Annotated in this window: 16 protein-coding genes; 13 read left to right on the forward strand and 3 right to left on the reverse strand. The window is 59.5% G+C overall.

What is annotated here, in order from left to right; all coding sequences use genetic code 11:
- The first annotated feature begins 1 nt into the window (after position 1).
- The 12 genes from iscX (at position 2) to ACGJAX_RS11125 (ending at position 11,820) form a co-directional block, all read left to right on the forward strand.
- Positions 2-202: a Fe-S cluster assembly protein IscX gene (gene iscX / locus ACGJAX_RS11070; RefSeq protein ID WP_017340315.1), complete on the forward strand. Its 201-nt coding sequence runs from the start codon at positions 2-4 to the stop codon at positions 200-202.
- A 92-nt stretch (positions 203-294) separates the two neighbouring features.
- The gene (ndk, locus tag ACGJAX_RS11075) at positions 295-720 is read left to right on the forward strand and encodes a nucleoside-diphosphate kinase (RefSeq protein WP_047538089.1); all 426 of its coding nucleotides are present in this window, start codon (positions 295-297) and stop codon (positions 718-720) included.
- Positions 721-748: 28 nt separating this feature from the next.
- Complete coding sequence (gene rlmN, locus ACGJAX_RS11080) at positions 749-1,897, forward strand: 23S rRNA (adenine(2503)-C(2))-methyltransferase RlmN (protein WP_390958884.1); 1,149 nt, start codon at positions 749-751, stop codon at positions 1,895-1,897.
- Positions 1,898-1,909: 12 nt separating this feature from the next.
- Entirely contained in the window at positions 1,910-2,668 is a 759-nt protein-coding gene (gene pilW / locus ACGJAX_RS11085; protein WP_390958886.1) for a type IV pilus biogenesis/stability protein PilW, read from the forward strand.
- Positions 2,668-3,693 carry a RodZ domain-containing protein gene (locus ACGJAX_RS11090; RefSeq protein WP_390958888.1) on the forward strand — a complete coding sequence of 342 codons (1,026 nt, stop codon included), beginning with the start codon at positions 2,668-2,670 and terminating at the stop codon, positions 3,691-3,693. Before pilW ends, ACGJAX_RS11090 begins: the two co-directional genes overlap by 1 nt.
- 3 nt (positions 3,694-3,696) lie before the next feature.
- Positions 3,697-4,806 carry a flavodoxin-dependent (E)-4-hydroxy-3-methylbut-2-enyl-diphosphate synthase gene (gene ispG / locus ACGJAX_RS11095; protein ID WP_020795607.1) on the forward strand — a complete coding sequence of 370 codons (1,110 nt, stop codon included), beginning with the start codon at positions 3,697-3,699 and terminating at the stop codon, positions 4,804-4,806.
- 38 nt (positions 4,807-4,844) lie between these two features.
- Positions 4,845-6,134, forward strand: coding sequence for a histidine--tRNA ligase (hisS, locus tag ACGJAX_RS11100; protein WP_090316521.1), 1,290 nt, complete (start codon positions 4,845-4,847; stop codon positions 6,132-6,134).
- A 41-nt stretch (positions 6,135-6,175) separates the two neighbouring features.
- Positions 6,176-6,817: a tetratricopeptide repeat protein gene (locus ACGJAX_RS11105; protein ID WP_247255925.1), complete on the forward strand. Its 642-nt coding sequence runs from the start codon at positions 6,176-6,178 to the stop codon at positions 6,815-6,817.
- Positions 6,810-7,961: an outer membrane protein assembly factor BamB gene (gene bamB, locus ACGJAX_RS11110; protein ID WP_390958891.1), complete on the forward strand. Its 1,152-nt coding sequence runs from the start codon at positions 6,810-6,812 to the stop codon at positions 7,959-7,961. The genes ACGJAX_RS11105 and bamB overlap by 8 nt, the downstream gene beginning before the upstream one ends.
- A 217-nt stretch (positions 7,962-8,178) precedes the next feature.
- The gene (gene der, locus ACGJAX_RS11115) at positions 8,179-9,648 is read left to right on the forward strand and encodes a ribosome biogenesis GTPase Der (protein ID WP_090316528.1); all 1,470 of its coding nucleotides are present in this window, start codon (positions 8,179-8,181) and stop codon (positions 9,646-9,648) included.
- Between the two features lie 244 nt (positions 9,649-9,892).
- Entirely contained in the window at positions 9,893-11,041 is a 1,149-nt protein-coding gene (locus ACGJAX_RS11120) for a methionine aminotransferase (RefSeq protein WP_390958893.1), read from the forward strand.
- Positions 11,029-11,820 (forward strand): amidohydrolase, encoded by a 792-nt coding sequence (locus ACGJAX_RS11125; protein ID WP_248914419.1) that lies wholly within the window; start codon positions 11,029-11,031, stop codon positions 11,818-11,820. The genes ACGJAX_RS11120 and ACGJAX_RS11125 overlap by 13 nt, the downstream gene beginning before the upstream one ends.
- A 187-nt stretch (positions 11,821-12,007) precedes the next feature.
- On the opposite strand, the gene leuA is transcribed toward ACGJAX_RS11125, so the two are convergent.
- A complete protein-coding gene (gene leuA / locus ACGJAX_RS11130; RefSeq protein ID WP_247255921.1) occupies positions 12,008-13,687 on the reverse strand; it encodes a 2-isopropylmalate synthase in 1,680 nt (559 codons plus the stop codon).
- 387 nt (positions 13,688-14,074) lie between these two features.
- Between leuA and ACGJAX_RS11135 the strand changes: the two genes are divergently transcribed.
- Entirely contained in the window at positions 14,075-14,431 is a 357-nt protein-coding gene (locus ACGJAX_RS11135; protein WP_090316533.1) for a hypothetical protein, read from the forward strand.
- A 119-nt stretch (positions 14,432-14,550) separates the two neighbouring features.
- On the opposite strand, the gene ACGJAX_RS11140 is transcribed toward ACGJAX_RS11135, so the two are convergent.
- Together ACGJAX_RS11140 and xseA are read right to left on the reverse strand one after the other, a co-directional pair.
- Complete coding sequence (locus ACGJAX_RS11140) at positions 14,551-15,372, reverse strand: peptidoglycan DD-metalloendopeptidase family protein (protein ID WP_390958896.1); 822 nt, start codon at positions 15,370-15,372, stop codon at positions 14,551-14,553.
- 3 nt (positions 15,373-15,375) lie between these two features.
- On the reverse strand, positions 15,376-16,755 hold the full coding sequence (gene xseA / locus ACGJAX_RS11145; protein WP_390958898.1) for an exodeoxyribonuclease VII large subunit: 1,380 nt from the start codon (positions 16,753-16,755) through the stop codon (positions 15,376-15,378).
- Positions 16,756-16,910: the final 155 nt, after the last annotated feature.

The raw sequence follows: 16,910 nt of genomic DNA on the forward strand, positions 1-16,910 counted from the left end.
AATGAGTCTGAAATGGGTTGATGTGCTGGAAATCGCGATCCAGCTGGCTGAATCCAAGCCGGAAGTGGATCCGCGTTACGTGAACTTCGTCGATCTGCACAAATGGGTGCTGGCATTGCCGGAGTTCAGTGATGATCCGACCCGCGGTGGCGAGAAGGTGCTTGAAGCCATTCAGGCCGCCTGGATCGAAGAAGCAGATTGAGTCTGCGCCGTACGCAGTTAGGCAATACCCAAGAACCCGCGTATAATTCGCGGGTTTAATTTTTCGCAAATTACCGTTTCTGGAGTTACACCATGGCTGTTCAACGTACTTTCTCCATCATCAAGCCTGACGCCGTTGCTAAAAACGTGATCGGCAAGATCGTTTCCCGTTTTGAAGAAGCCGGCCTGCGCGTTGTAGCTTCGAAAATGAAGCAACTGTCGAAAGCCGAAGCTGAAGGCTTCTACGCTGAGCACAGCGAGCGCGGTTTCTTCGGTGACCTGGTTGCTTTCATGACCTCCGGTCCAGTTGTTGTTCAGGTTCTGGAAGGTGAAAACGCTATCGCTCGCAACCGTGAGCTGATGGGCGCTACCAACCCTAAAGAAGCCGCTGCCGGCACCATCCGTGCTGACTTCGCTGAATCCATCGACGCCAACGCCGTACACGGTTCGGACTCCGAAGCCGCTGCTGCTCGCGAAATCGCATACTTCTTCGCAGCTACTGAAGTAACCACTCGCTAAGCATTGGCTTAAGAGTGAAGGTGAATCCATGACTACATCGACTGTTAAAACCAACCTGCTGGGTCTGACTCAACAGGAAATGGAAAAATTCTTCGACTCAATCGGGGAGAAGCGTTTCCGTGCCGGTCAGGTAATGAAATGGATTCACCACTTTGGCGTCGATGATTTCGACGCCATGACGAATGTCAGCAAGGCCTTGCGCGAGAAGCTCAAGGCTGTTGCTGAAGTTCGTGGTCCGGAAGTGGTCAGCGAGGACATCTCCAGCGACGGGACCCGTAAGTGGGTTGTGCGCGTGACGTCCGGCAGCTGCGTCGAGACCGTGTACATTCCCCAGGGCAAGCGCGGCACCTTGTGCGTTTCGTCCCAGGCAGGCTGTGCCCTGGATTGCAGTTTCTGCTCCACCGGCAAGCAAGGCTTCAACAGCAACCTCACCGCCGCCGAAGTGATCGGTCAGGTGTGGATTGCCAACAAATCCTTTGGCAGCGTCCCGGCGACCGTCGACCGTGCCATCACCAACGTGGTGATGATGGGCATGGGTGAGCCGCTGCTGAACTTCGACAACGTCATTGCTGCCATGCATCTGATGATGGATGACCTGGGCTATGGCATTTCCAAGCGCCGCGTGACCCTTTCCACTTCGGGCGTGGTGCCGATGATCGATGAGCTGTCCAAGCACATCGACGTCTCCCTGGCGTTGTCCCTGCACGCACCGAATGACGCATTGCGTAACCAATTGGTGCCGATCAACAAGAAGTATCCGCTTAAGATGCTGCTCGAGTCGTGCCAGCGCTACATGTCGTCCCTGGGCGAAAAACGCGTGCTGACCATCGAGTACACCTTGCTCAAGGACGTTAACGACAAGGTTGAGCACGCGGTTGAGATGATCGAGTTGCTGAAAAACATTCCGTGCAAGATCAACCTGATCCCGTTCAACCCGTTCCCGCATTCCGGGTACGAGCGGCCGAGTAACAACGCCATTCGTCGGTTCCAGGATCAGCTTCATCACGCCGGTTTCAACGTCACTGTGCGCACCACCCGTGGTGAGGACATCGACGCGGCCTGTGGTCAATTGGTAGGGCAGGTGCTGGATCGCACCCGTCGCAGCGAACGTTATATCGCCGTGCGCGAGTTGAGCGCCGACAACGATATGGCGCAGAACGCCGCGAACAACAACTAAGAGAGGATCTCTATGTCCCTGCGCTTTGCGCTGCTTTTGCTGTTGGCCAGCCTGTGTGCTGGCTGTGTTCTTTCCGGCGATTACAACCCGATGAAGACCAGCAAGGGCCGCGACGAGGCGCGTGAGGCTTACGTGCAGCTCGGGATCGGCTATCTGCAGCAGGGTATGACTGAACGTGCGAAAGTGCCGTTGAAGAAAGCACTGGAGCTGGATGAGGCGGACCCCGATGCCAACGCGGCGCTGGGTCTGGTATTTCAGGCTGAAATGGAACCGGAACTGGCCGACCAGCATTTTCGCAAGGCGCTGTCCTCCCGTCCCGCCGATGCGCGAATCCTCAATAACTACGGCAGTTTTCTATTCGAGCAGAAGCGTTACAAGCAAGCCTACGAGCGCTTCGAGCAAGCCGCAGCCGATACCCTGTATCCTGAGCGTTCGCGAGTGTTCGAGAACCTTGGCATGACAGCTTCGATGCTCGGCCAGCGTGATTTGGCCCGGCAACAACTGGAGAAAGCCCTGCGCTTGAACCACCAGCAGCCTCGCGCATTGCTGGAAATGGCTGAGTTGTCTTACGAAGACAGGCATTATGTGCCCGCGCGTGACTATTACGATCGTTTTAGCCTGCTCGCCGAACAAAATGCACGTAGTCTATTGCTCGGCGTTCGACTGGCAAAAGTGTTTGAAGATCGCGACAAGGCCGCCAGTGCGGGCCTGCAATTAAAACGACTCTATCCCGGTACACCGGAATATCAGCAATACCTGTCGGAGCAATGATGAAAGCGGCGCATCCCGAAGTTGTAGCAGCGAATCGCGTTAATCCCGGTGAGACCCTGCGCCAGGCCCGCGAAAGCAATGGCTGGTCGCTGGCCGAAGTGGCCCTCAAGCTCAACCTCACCGTCAATTCCCTGAGTAATCTGGAAGCCGGCGCTTTCGACAAGCTGCCAGGGCATACCTTTGCCCGCGGTTATATTCGCGCCTATGCCAAATTGCTGGGCATGGATCAGGCCGTTCTGGTCCAGCAGTTCGACCAATCCACCGGCACTGACTCCAAGGGCAGTAACGTTCACAGCCTGGGGCGCATCGAAGAGCCGGTCCGTGTTTCCCACACCATCTTGCGAATTGTCAGTCTGCTGTTGCTGATCGCAGTGATTGGTGGCGGTTTTGTCTGGTGGCAGGATCAGACCTCGCTGCGCACCAAGGACTTGACCAGCTTGAGCCCTGAACACGTAGAAGTCGAAGGCGCTGACGGTACCACCCAGATTCATCCGCTGGACGAGCCGGAAGACCAGGCGGTCGCACAAGGCCAGACTGAAGGCGCAACCACTCTTGCATTGCCGCCAGCCGATACATCGGCGCCAGCACCGGCCGAAGCTCAAGCGGCTGCACCTGCACCTGCGCCTGCAGCACCGGTCGCACCTGCGCCAACAGCCCCGGCGCACAGCGCTGCTCCGGTTGTGGCAGCTCCTGCGACGCCGGCACCGGCCGCTCCTGCTCCGGTCGTGACCGCGCCGGTTGCCCCGGGCACCCCTGCACCCGCAACGACGGCTCCAGTCGCCGGCCAGGGCCAGGTTCAACTGCAATTCACCGCCGATTGCTGGACGCAAGTGACCGATGGCACCGGCAAGGTGCTGTTGAGCGGCCTCAAGCGTAAAGGCGATAGCGTTTCCGTCAGCGGCAAGCCGCCGTTTGCCGTACGCCTGGGCTTCGCCCGTGGCGCTCAGGTGAGCTACAACGGCCAGCCCGTTGATGTGGCTCCATTCACCAGTGGCGAGACCGCTCGCCTGAAGTTGGGTCAATAAGTCATGCACGGCGAATCTCCAATCAAACGTCGCGAATCACGCAAGATCTGGGTCGGTAACGTACCGGTTGGCGGTGATGCGCCAATCGCTGTGCAGAGCATGACCAACAGCGACACCAATGACGTCGCGGCCACCGTTGCACAGATCAATCGTCTGGAAGCAGCCGGTGTTGATATCGTGCGGGTGTCGGTGCCCGACATGGATGCCGCCGAGGCCTTCGGCAAAATCAAGCAACTGGTCAAGGTGCCGTTGGTTGCCGATATCCATTTCGACTACCGGATTGCATTGCGCGTCGCCGAGCTTGGCGTTGACTGCCTGCGGATCAACCCGGGTAATATCGGGCGCGAAGATCGCGTACGTGCCGTGGTCGATGCCGCCCGTGATCGCGGCATTCCGATTCGCATCGGCGTAAACGCCGGCTCCCTGGAAAAAGACCTGCAGAAAAAATACGGCGAGCCGACACCCGCGGCACTGGTTGAGTCGGCCTTGCGCCACGTCGAACACCTCGAGCGCCTGAATTTTCAGGACTTCAAGGTCAGCGTCAAAGCCTCCGACGTGTTCATGGCCGTCGAAGCCTACCGCCTGCTGGCCAAGGAAATCGTCCAGCCGTTGCACCTGGGGATCACCGAAGCGGGTGGTTTGCGTTCCGGCACGGTGAAATCTGCCGTGGGCCTCGGTATGCTGCTCGCCGAGGGGATTGGCGATACTATTCGCATCTCGTTGGCGGCTGATCCGGTCGAGGAAGTGAAAGTCGGCTACGACATTCTCAAATCCCTGCATCTGCGTTCCCGTGGCATCAACTTCATCGCCTGCCCGAGCTGCTCGCGGCAGAACTTCGATGTGGTCAAAACCATGAACGAACTGGAAGGGCGCCTTGAAGACCTGCTGGTGCCGCTGGATGTCGCGGTCATCGGTTGCGTGGTCAACGGACCCGGTGAAGCCAAGGAAGCCCATATCGGCTTGACCGGCGGCACGCCAAACCTGATTTACATCGACGGCAAGCCGTCGCAGAAACTGACGAATGACAATCTCGTGGATGAGCTCGAACGCTTGATCCGCGAGAAAGCGGCCGAAAAGGTCGAAGCTGACGCTGCCGTTATCGCGCGCGGCTGAGCCCGACCAAAGAGCCGAACGGAATTTAAGGATTTAATGTGAGCAAGTCTCTGCAAGCCATTCGTGGCATGAACGACATCCTGCCCGAACAGACCCCTCTGTGGCGTCATTTCGAGGGCACCGTTTCGCGTCTGCTGGATAACTACGGCTACAAGCAGATCCGCATGCCGATCGTTGAGTTCACCGAGCTGTTCAAGCGCTCCATTGGTGAAGTGACCGACATCGTCGAAAAAGAGATGTACACCTTCGATGACCGTAACGGCGACTCCCTGACCCTGCGTCCGGAAGGCACGGCAGCCTGTGTGCGTGCCGTGCTCGAGCACGGCATCACCGGCGGTGGCCAGGTGCAGAAACTCTGGTACATCGGTCCGATGTTCCGCCACGAGCGTCCACAGAAGGGCCGTTATCGTCAGTTCCACCAGATCGGCGTCGAGGTGTTCAACCTTGATGGTCCGGACATCGATGCCGAGCTGATCGTGCTGACCTGGCGCCTGTGGGGCGAGCTGGGGATCCGCGATGCGGTCAAGCTCGAACTCAACAGCCTGGGCACCAGCGAATCCCGTGGTCGTTATCGCGAGGCACTGGTCGAGTTCCTGTCCGCTCACCTGGACAAGCTGGACGAAGACAGCCAGCGCCGCCTCAAGACCAACCCGCTGCGGGTTCTGGATACCAAAAACGCCGACACTCAAGCGATCCTGGTCAACGCGCCGAAAATGGCTGATTACCTCGACGAAGAGTCCCGCGTGCACTTCGAGGGGCTGAAGGCTCGCCTGGACGCCGCTGGCATTCCTTACGTGATCAACCCGAAGCTGGTTCGCGGGCTGGATTACTACAGCAAGACCGTTTTCGAATGGGTCACCGACAAACTCGGTGCCCAGGGCACTGTTTGTGCAGGTGGTCGTTACGACGGCCTGGTCGAGCAGATGGGCGGCAAGCCTACGGCGGGCGTTGGCTTTGCAATGGGCATCGAACGCCTGGTGCTGTTGCTGGAAACCCTGGAGCAGATCCCGGAAGAGATCTCCCGTCAGGTCGACGTCTACCTCTGCGCCTTCGGTGAAGCCGCCGAGCTGGCTGCTCTGGCGTTGAGCGAACGCGTTCGTGATCAGCTACCCAACCTGCGCCTGCAAGTGAATGCCGGCGCCGGCAGCTTCAAAAGCCAGTTCAAGAAGGCCGACAAGAGCGGTGCGCTGTACGCACTGATCCTCGGTGACGACGAGATGGCCCAGCAAGTGGTAGGTTTCAAACCCCTGCGTGGCCAGGGCGAACAACAAAGCATTGCCTGGGATGCGCTTGCTGCACACCTGGCCACCTGCGTCGTGCAGGGTTGAAGCTGTCTAAACAGCCGATTTAGCGATTAAGGAGTATTGGGGTGTCGAGTACCGAAGACGAACAGCTGGCGGATTTGAAGGACTGGTGGTCACGTAACGGCAAGCCCCTGGTGACTGGCGGCCTGTTGGCGCTGGTCATCGTGTTCGGCTGGCAAGCCTTTCACAAGTATCAGAGCAACCAGTCGCAAGGCGCCTCGATGCTCTATCAGCAATTGCTGGAAACCACGCTGACGCCTGACGGCAAGCCTGATGCGGGCCGTGTTTCGGACCTGGCTGCCAAACTCAACAGTGAGTTCGGCGGTAGCGCCTATGCGCAATACGGCAACCTGTTCGTGGCGAAAGTCGCCGTCGACAGTGGCAAGCTGGATGACGCAGCCAGCGAGCTGAAAGGCATTGTAGCCAAGCCGGCCAATCCGGCACTGGGCGAAATCGCCCGTCAGCGCCTGGCTCAGGTGCTGGCCGCGCAGAACAAGGCCGATGAAGCCTTGAAACTGCTTGAAGGCGATGCCGACAAGGCATTCCTGGCCACTCGTGAAGAGCTCAAGGGCGACCTGCTGGTGCAGTTGGGTCGTACCGATGACGCGTATAAGGCCTATCAAAAGGCCAAGGCTGCACTGTCGGATGAAGCGGCGGTGGGTGGCCTACAAATGAAGCTGGACGACCTGGCCAAAGGGGATGCGTGACGTGATTCGTTGGAAACATGCAGCATTGCTGGCTCTGGCCCTGTTGGCCGCGGGTTGCAGCAGCAACAGCAAAAAAGAATTGCCACCGGCCGAGTTGACCGACTTCAAGGAAGAAGTGGTGCTGAAAAAGCAGTGGAGTCGTTCGATCGGTGACGGTCAGGGCGAAACCTACAACATGCTGGTTCCAGCGATCGACGGCGATACCATTTATGCTGCCGACGTGACTGGTGTGGTGATGGCACTGGATCGCAGCAACGGCGACGTCAAGTGGAAGAAAAAACTCGAACTGCCTGTTTCCGGCGCCGTTGGCGTGGGTTACGGTCTGCTGACGTTGGGCACGCTCAAGGGTGAAATCGTTGCCCTGGACACCACCAACGGTGAAGTCAAGTGGCGTGCTCGCGTGTCCAGCGAAGTTCTGGCACCACCGGCCAACAACGGCGATGTGGTGGTGGTTCAGACCCAGGACGACCGTCTGATCGGTCTGGATGCCGCTACCGGCACTCAGCGCTGGTTGTATGACAGCACGCCAGCGGTTCTGACACTGCGCGGTACCAGTGCGCCGATCGTGACCAACCATCTCGCGGTGGCTGGCCTGTCGACCGGTAAAGTGGTCGCTCTCGACATTTCCAACGGCGTGCCGGTGTGGGAACAGCGTGTAGCGATCCCGCAAGGTCGTTCGGAGCTGGAGCGTGTGGTCGATATCGACGGCGGCCTGCTGTTGTCCGGCGAGACGATTTACGTCGCGAGCTACCAGGGGCGCGTTGCCGCGCTTGACCTGCAAAGCGGTCGCCAGCTGTGGCAGCGTGATGCTTCCAGCTATGCGGGTGTCGCGCAGGGCTTCGGCAGTCTCTACGTGAGTCTGTCTTCGGGCACTGTCGAAGGCGTCGACGAGCGTTCCACCACGGCCTTGTGGAGCAACGATTCGCTGGCTCGTCGTCAGCTGACGGCTCCTGAAGTGTTTTCCAGCTACGTTGCAGTGGGTGACCTGGAAGGTTATCTGCACCTGCTGAGTCAGGTTGATGGTCGATTCGTCGGCCGTGAGCGTATCGACAGCGACGGCCTGCGTGCCCGTCCGCTGGTGGTGGGTGACACGATTTATGTGTATGGCAACAGCGGCAAACTGGAAGCCCTGACCATCAAGTAAAGGTTTGACTATGCTTGGGGTTAACCCCCCAGGCTGCTTCACTTGCAAGAGCGAGTTCGCTCACGATGGGCGCCAACGATTACGTTTGCGGTCTGAGTAAACGCGGTGTTTTTGCGTTTTTCGCGAGCAAGCTCGCTCCTGCAGTGATAGCCCCGAGCACCAGCCGCTGCCTCGCAGCGGCTTTTGTATTTTCTGAAATAACGAAGTGGAGAGCCGCATGGTTCCCGTAATCGCCCTGGTGGGCCGACCGAACGTCGGCAAGTCCACCTTGTTCAACCGCCTGACCAGGACTCGCGACGCCATTGTCGGCGACTTGTCCGGTCTGACCCGTGATCGCCAATACGGTGAGGCCAAGTGGCAAGGGCGTTCCTACATTCTGGTCGACACTGGCGGTATCTCCGGTGACGAGCATGGTATGGACGAAAAAATGGCCGAGCAGTCGCTGCTGGCCATTGAAGAAGCGGATGTTGTGCTGTTCCTGGTAGATGCCAAGGCCGGTTTCACCGCCGCCGACCAGATGATCGCCGAGCATTTGCGCAAACGTAACAAGCGTTCCTACGTGGTCGCCAACAAGGTCGACAACATCGACCCCGATATGGCCCGCGCCGAATTCGCTCCGTTGGGCATGGGGCACGCGATTCCAATCGCCGGTGCTCATGGCCGTGGCATCACCCAGATGCTGGAAATCGCCCTGAGCGAATTCCCGAAAGACGAAGAAGAGCCGGAAGAAGGCGAGGAAGAGGAAGTTGCCGAGGGCGAAGAAGCCAAGCGCATTCCTGGTCCGAGCGAAAAAGACGGGATCAAGATCGCGATCATCGGCCGTCCGAACGTCGGCAAGTCGACCCTGGTCAACCGCATGCTCGGTGAAGACCGGGTTATCGTCTATGACCAACCCGGCACCACTCGCGACAGTATCTACATCCCGTTCGAGCGTAACGACGAGAAGTACACGCTGATTGACACCGCCGGTGTGCGCAAGCGCGGCAAGATCCACGAAGAAGTCGAAAAGTTCTCCGTGGTCAAAACCCTGCAAGCGATCAAAGACGCCAACGTGGTGATCTTCGTGATGGACGCCCGCGAAGGCGTGGTCGATCACGACCTCAACCTGCTGGGCTTCGCCATTGAGTCGGGTCGTGCGCTGGTCATCGCGATCAACAAGTGGGACGGGATGACCCCGAGCGAACGCGACTTCGTGAAGGTCGAGTTGCAGCGTCGCCTGTTCTTCGTTGACTACGCCGACATTCACTTCATCTCGGCGCTGCACGGCACTGGCGTAGGTAATCTCTATGCGTCGGTACAAAACTCGTTCAAGTCTGCGGTCACCCGCTGGCCAACCAACCGCCTGACCCAGATCCTGGAAGACGCGGTCGGTGAGCACGCGCCGCCAATGGTCAATAACCGTCGGATCAAGCTGCGTTATGCCCACCTGGGTGGCGCGAACCCGCCGATCATCGTGATCCACGGTAACCAGATCGAAAAGGTGCCGAAGTCCTATGTCCGTTACCTGGAAAACACTTACCGTCGTGTGCTGAAGTTGGTCGGTACGCCGATCCGCATCGAGTTCAAGGGCGGCGAGAACCCGTACGAAGGCAACAAGAACTCGCTCACCGATCGTCAGGTCAACAAGAAGCGTCGCTTGATGTCGCACCATAAGAAGGCCGACAAGAAGCGTCGCGACAAACGCTGATTCCAAGCCCTCGCACTCTCTTTTGTCGGGGGCTTGTTGTGGTGAGGCGGCTTGCCCCCGTTCGACTGCTTCGCAGCCGAACGGGGCGGTGCGGCGGTCCGATAAACTCCCTTGCCACAGGTACAGCGGTGATCAATTGACGAAGGGCGCCCTGTATGGCGCCCTTTTTCGTGCCTGCCGTTTGGGCTATCCTCGGGCTCTCCCGCGCCGCCGTTAGAGCCGGGTGCAGAGCAGGGAGTCACCGATGATCACCAGTAAGCTGCCGAATGTCGGCATCACTATCTTCACCCAGATGTCTCAGCTCGCCGCGCAGACCGGCGCGCTCAACCTGTCTCAGGGATTTCCCGATTTCGATGCCCCGCAAGCCCTGTGCGACGCGGTTGGCCGGCATATTGCCAATGGCCACAACCAGTATTCGCCGATGACCGGCCTGCCCGCTCTGCGTCAGCAGATTGCGGCGAAGATCGCCCGTAGCTATGGCGTCAACGTCGATGCCGACAACGAAGTGACCGTCACCCCGGGCGCGACCCAGGCGATTTTCTGCGCCATCCAGGCCGTTATCCACAACGGTGACGAAGTCATCGTGTTCGATCCGGCGTATGACAGTTACGAGCCTTCGGTTGAGTTGGCGGGTGGGCGTTGCGTGCACGTACCGTTGGGCCTGGACGATTTCAGCATCGACTTCGACAGGCTAGCCGCTGCGTTGAGTCCGCGTACGCGAATGATCATCCTCAATTCCCCGCACAACCCCAGCGGTGCCTTGATCAGTCGCGCCGAGCTGGATCAGTTGGCGGCGCTGATTCGCGATCGCGACATCTACATCGTCAGCGACGAGGTCTACGAACACCTGGTGTACGACGGCGTACCACACGTCAGCGTGCTGGCCCATGAAGAACTGTATCAGCGAGCCTTCGTGGTCAGCTCTTTCGGCAAGACTTATCACGTCACCGGCTGGAAAACCGGTTACGTCGTCGCGCCGCCGGCCCTGACGGCAGAGCTGCGCAAGGTGCATCAATACGTCAGTTTCTGCGGTGTTACGCCACTGCAATATGCCTTGGCCGATTACATGGCCGAGCATCCGGAACACGTCAAAGAACTGCCAGATTTCTATCAGGCCAAGCGTGATCTGTTCTGCGATTTGCTCGCGCCATCGCGTTTCAGTTTCAAACGGGTGACCGGCACTTATTTCCAGTTGGTCGATTACTCGCAAATCCGTCCGGACCTCAATGACGTCGAAATGGCCCTGTGGATGACCCAAGAACATGGGGTGGCAAGTATTCCGATCTCGGTGTTCTACCAGACGCCACCCGAAGGCCAGCGCCTGGTGCGACTGTGCTTTGCCAAGCGTGAGGAGACCCTGCGTGAAGCAGCGGAAAAACTATGCGTGATCTGAGTGCGCTACCGAATCTGAACATCGCGCTGATCCAGACTTCCCTGGCCTGGCATGACCGCCAGGCAAACCTGGAGCATTTCGAGTCGCTGCTGGAACAGGCGCGCGGCGCAGACCTGATCATTCTGCCGGAGATGTTCACCACCGGTTTCTCCATGGAGTCCGAAACCCTCGCGGAACCGGAAAACGGCCCTACCAGCCAGTGGCTGCGGGCTCAAGCGGCGAAATTCGAGGCAGTGATCACCGGTAGCGTCATCATTCAGGCGGCCGATGGCAGTCATCGCAATCGCCTGTTATGGGCGCGGCCGGACGGCGAACTGTGGCACTACGACAAGCGCCACCTGTTCCGTATGGCTGGCGAGCATCATCACTACACCCCGGGCGAGCGTCAGGTGCAGTTCGAACTCAAGGGGTGGCGCGTGAGGCCGTTGATCTGCTACGACCTGCGCTTCCCGGTGTGGAGTCGCGATGCCCAGGACACCGACCTGTTGCTGTATACCGCCAACTGGCCGGGCGCTCGACGCCAGCACTGGAACCGCTTGTTGCCGGCGCGGGCGATCGAAAACCTGTGTTACGTGGCGGCAGTGAACCGCATCGGGACGGACGGCAAAGGCTTTGCGTATACCGGTGACAGTCAGGTGCTGGATTTCCAGGGCGAGACGTTGCTCAGTGCCGGTGAGGCGGACGGGGTATTCAAGGTGCTGCTCAATGCGGCGGAACTGGCGGCGTATCGCACGCGGTTTCCGGCTAATCTGGATGCGGATACTTTCGAATTCACCTGAGATTTTTGCTTGTCTGAGAAACCGCCTTCGCGAGCAGGCTCGCTCCCACAATGTCCGCGTTCACACCGATCCAAGGTGGGAGCGAGCCTGCTCGCGAAGGGGTCATAACAGCCAACACACAAACCATCCGGTAAACAAAAAGGCCCCGAGGTTCGCACCCCGGGGCCTTTTGCATGACAGCGAAGACTTACGCGGCTTTCGCTTCCGGCTGGCTCAGGGAGCGGTTCAGCGCGCTGAACAGAGCCTTGAAGCTGGCGGTGGTGATGTTTTCGTCGATGCCGACGCCATGCACCGCGCGTTCACCATTGACTCGCAGTTCAATGTAGGCGGCAGCCTTGGCGTTGGTGCCTGCGCCGATGGCGTGCTCGTTGTAGTCCATGATTTCCACCGGCACTGGCAAACCGGCCACCAGCGCTTCCAGGGCGCCATTGCCCTTGCCGCGCCAATGGAGGTTGGTTTCGCCCTGGCCTTGGCTGGCGACTTCCACTTCGACGGCGCTGTGGCCGTTTTCTTCCTGCAGGCGATGGCTGACCAGCGCGTACGGGGTGTTGGCCTGCAAGTACTCGCTGTGCAGCAGGGCGTGGATTTGCTGGGCAGTCATTTCCAGGCCCAGGCGATCGGTCTCACGCTGCACGACCTGGCTGAACTCGATCTGCATGCGACGCGGCAGGCTGATGCCGTATTCCTGTTCCAGCAAGTAGGCGATACCGCCCTTGCCCGACTGGCTGTTGACGCGGATGACCGCTTCGTAGCTGCGGCCGATGTCGGCCGGGTCGATCGGCAAGTACGGTACTTCCCACAGCGCGTCCGGTTTCTGCTGGGCGAAGCCCTTGCGGATGGCATCCTGGTGGGAGCCGGAGAATGCGGTGTGCACCAGGTCGCCGACGTACGGATGACGTGGGTGAACCTGGATCTGGTTGCACTCTTCGACGACTTTGCGCACGCCGTCGATGTCGGAGAAGTCCAGTTGAGGGTCGAGGCCCTGGGTGTACATGTTCAGCGCGACGGTCACCAGGTCAACGTTACCGGTACGCTCGCCGTTGCCGAACAGGCAGCCTTCGACGCGGTCGGCGCCGGCCATCAGGCCCAGTTCAGTGGCCGCAACGCCAGTGCCACGGTCGTTGTGGGTGTGCAGGCTGATGATCACGCTGTCACGACGGTTGATGTGACGGCCGAACCATTCGATCTGGTCGGCATAGATGTTCGGGGTTGCGCATTCGACGGTGGCCGGCAGGTTAAGAATCATCTTGTGCTCGGGCGTCGGGTTCCAGACCTCGATCACCGCGTCGCAGACTTCCTTGGCGAACTCCAGTTCGGTGGCACTGAAAGTCTCTGGCGAGTACTCGAAGGTCCACTCGGTGTCCGGCTGCATGGCTGCGTATTTGACGAACAGTTTGGCGGCGTTCACGGCGATGGCCTTGACTCCCTCCTTGTCCTGATTGAAGACAATCCGGCGGAAGGAAGGGGAGGTCGCGTTGTACAGGTGAACGATGGCTTTCTTTGCCCCGCGCAGGGATTCGAAGGTACGTTCGATCAGGTCTTCACGGCCCTGGGTCAGCACCTGGATGGTGGTGTCGTCCGGGATGTGATTGCCTTCGATCAGGGTGCGCACGAAGTCGAAGTCGGTTTGCGAAGCGGCCGGGAACGAGGCTTCGATTTCTTTCACGCCTACCTGCACCAGGGTTTTCCAGAAGCGCAGCTTCTTGACGGCGTCCATCGGCTCGATCAGCGACTGGTTGCCGTCACGCAGGTCGGAACTGCACCAGATCGGCGCGGCCGTGATGGTTTTCGACGGCCAGGTGCGGTCCGGGATGTCGATGGTCGGGAACGCGCGGTATTTCGAAGACGGGTCTTTGAGCATGCTCATCGGGAAATCCTTATTGTGTGGGCCGAAAAAAGGCGGCCTGCCGGTGGATCAAATGTTCTGGGGGTAACGCGTGAGACGAGGCATCGCTATCAGCCCGGCAGTCGTGCGCTGACAAGGCACAGGCTGCGGTGCTGGCGAAGCTGAATGAGGGTGTGAGAGGTTTTCATGTATTCAACCCTAACCGCGGGGGGAAAGGATGGCAAGCAGTCGAAAAAAATTGAGAGGAATACTCGTGACAATGTATTTATCGAGATTTTATTGCTTTGATTGGCTTCGAATGTTCAGTTGCTTGCGCAGGGTTTGAGTGGTGCGCAATCGAAGCTTTCAGCATGGGCGGCCGGCGGCGCAGCTATGCTTTAAGCCTCGACTGGCAAGCAGGAGTCGGCGATGAACGAGTCAGATTGGAAGCTTTATTGTGTGCTGCGTCCGATGGCCCGCGAGCGGATGTGCGTGCGGATCATGGCGGATGTCGAAAAGACCGTGCTGGATAAAAGCCTCTCACCTTACGAGCGGATGGAGGCCAGCGAGGAGCTGCTCAAGGCTGGTCAAAAAGAGCTGTATTGGGCCTTTGGGGTTTTCAGTTTTTCACGTCATGAAGCCCGCTCGCACTTGCTCGGGCTGTGTGCCCGGGAGTTGATTACGGCTCAAGAGTTAAGCGGCTTTTCGCAGGAGACGCAGGAGTGGGTCAAACACTGCCTGGCGGATCGGGAGGTGCATGGGATTGAGGATCTGGACGCGGAGTAAGTTGTTTTTCAGTGATCAGGTTTGAGCCTGTGATGCTGCCTTTGCGGGCAGCCCGCTCCTACAATGGATCGGGTGGGAGTGGGCTTGCCCGCGAAGAGGCCGCTCGCCTCACTGCGAATTCAGGGCTGAAACGCCCCGATGAAAATCGCCGGGTCCACCCGCGCATCGTTCAGGCTGATGTTCCAGTGCATATGCGGCCCGGTCGCCCGCCCGGTCGAACCGACCTTGCCGACCACGTCACCGCGAGCCAATGGTTGACCGACCTTCACATCGATTTTCGACATGTGGCAGAACATGCTGATGAAGCCTTGGCCATGGTCGACAAACACCGTGTTGCCGTTGAAGAAATAATTGCCGATCAAAATCACTTTGCCAGCGGCCGGGGTTTTGATCGGGGTACCGGCCGGCACCGCGAAGTCCAGGCCAGCGTGGGGATTGCGTTCTTCACCATTGAAGAACCGGCGCACCCCGAACTTGCTCGACAGCGGCCCGTTGACAGGCTTGTCCAATAGCAGGTTGCTGGGCGTATTCGGGCTGAACGTGCGGTAGGCGGTGATCTGCTCAGCCAGCTCGCGTTCGATGCGCTTGAGATTCTCCGGGTCCGGATTGACCTGCTGCGTGTTCTTCAAGGTGATGCGTTGTTCAGGGTATTTTTTCTGGCCCACCGTGAAGCTCAGCGTACGGCCACCGCTGTTGATGGACTGAGTGCCCGGCTTGGTCGTCAGTGGTACGCCGACGATGGCCAGCCAATTGTTCTGTTCCTTGACCACCAGCACCGGTTTGCCCTGATAGCTGGCTTTCGGTGCTTGCGCGGAAGTGCCGAGGTCCACCACCGCGACGCCACCCGGCACCGGTTTGTTCAACAGGCGGGTGATGTAGCTGTCGGCGTGGGCGTTGAGGGTCAAGCACAGCAACAGCAGCGAAGCTAAAAGGCGCGGCATGGGTCAATCCAGTAATGAAAGGGTGACAGGCGTCAGGTGGTTGTCTTCGACCCGTACTTGCAGTTCGCCTTCGCCCAATCTGGCTTTCAGGCGCTGTCCGTTTTGGGTTTGAGCGGCGTTGCGAATCGCGTTGCCGCGCTCATCGAGCAAAATGCTGTAGCCGCGACCGAGCGTCGCCAGGGGACTGACCACATGCAGGGTCTGCATTTGGCTTTGCAACTGCAGGCGACGGTTTTTCAGGCCCTCGCGCATGGCACGAGGCAGGCGCTCGGCGAGACTGTCGAGGCGCTGGCGCAACATCGCCAGTTGCCGGCCTGGATGTTGCGCGGCCAGGCGGGTTTCCAGACGAATCAGCCGTTCACGGCGCGTGTTGAGACTGCGTTCGAACGCGCGGCGCATGCGCATGTCCAGATCATCCAGGCGTTGCGCTTGCTGGCGCAGGCGTTCGCCGGGGTGACGCAAGCGCCGGGAGATACCTTCGAGGCGCAGGCGGTCGCGCATCAAACGGTCGCGCATGCGCATCACCAGCCGTCGGTGCAGGCTTTCGACCCGACGGACCAGATCGCTGGAATCCGGCGCGAGCAACTCAGCGGCGGCGGATGGCGTCGGGGCGCGCACGTCGGCGACGAAGTCACTGATGGACACGTCGGTTTCATGGCCGACGGCACTGACGATCGGCGTTATGCAGGCATCCACCGCGCGGGCCACGGCTTCTTCGTTGAAGCACCAGAGGTCTTCCAGCGAGCCGCCGCCACGGGCCAGGATCAAGGCGTCGAAGCCGCGGGCATCGGCCAGTTTCAGCGCGCGCACAATCTGCGCAGTGGCTTCGCGGCCCTGAACGGCTGTGGGGATCAGTGTCAGTTGTACCTGCGGTGCGCGACGGCGGAACACGCTGATGATGTCGCGGATCACCGCGCCGGTGGGGGAGCTGATGATGCCGATCCGCTGTGGATGGGCCGGCAGCGGTACCTTGCGTTCGGCACTGAACAGGCCTTCGGCGCTGAGCTTTTCCTTCAGCGCGTCGAAGGCCAGCCGCAACGCGCCGTCGCCGGCCGGTTCCACGGTGTCGAGGATCAGTTGGTAATCACCACGCCCCTCAAACAGCGAAACCTTGCCGCGTACCTTCACCGCCAGGCCGTCCTTCAACGCTTGTCGTACCCGCGCCGCGTTCTGCCGGAACAGCGCGCAGCGCACCTGGGCGCCGCTGTCCTTGAGCGTGAAATACACGTGGCCGGACGCCGGACGGGCGAGGTTGGAAATTTCGCCTTCGACCCAGATGTTGCTGAACACGTCTTCGAGCAGCACCCGCGCGCGGCCGTTGAGCTGGCTGACGGTCAGGACTTCACGGTCCAGGCCGAGTCTTGCAAAGGGATCTTTAATCATGGGGCGCAGTTTAAAGGCATTCGGTGATCAATCTCCATGCGTGCGAACAATTCCCTTGTTGATGCCTTTGTGAGCGTGAGCTGGCTCGCGATCGCGGTCCGGCTGGCAATATCGTCGGTGAATTTTAAGACGCCATCGCGAGCAAGCTCGCTCCC

Source organism: Pseudomonas moorei (genome assembly GCF_042846945.1).
GTDB classification, from domain to species: domain Bacteria; phylum Pseudomonadota; class Gammaproteobacteria; order Pseudomonadales; family Pseudomonadaceae; genus Aquipseudomonas; species Aquipseudomonas moorei.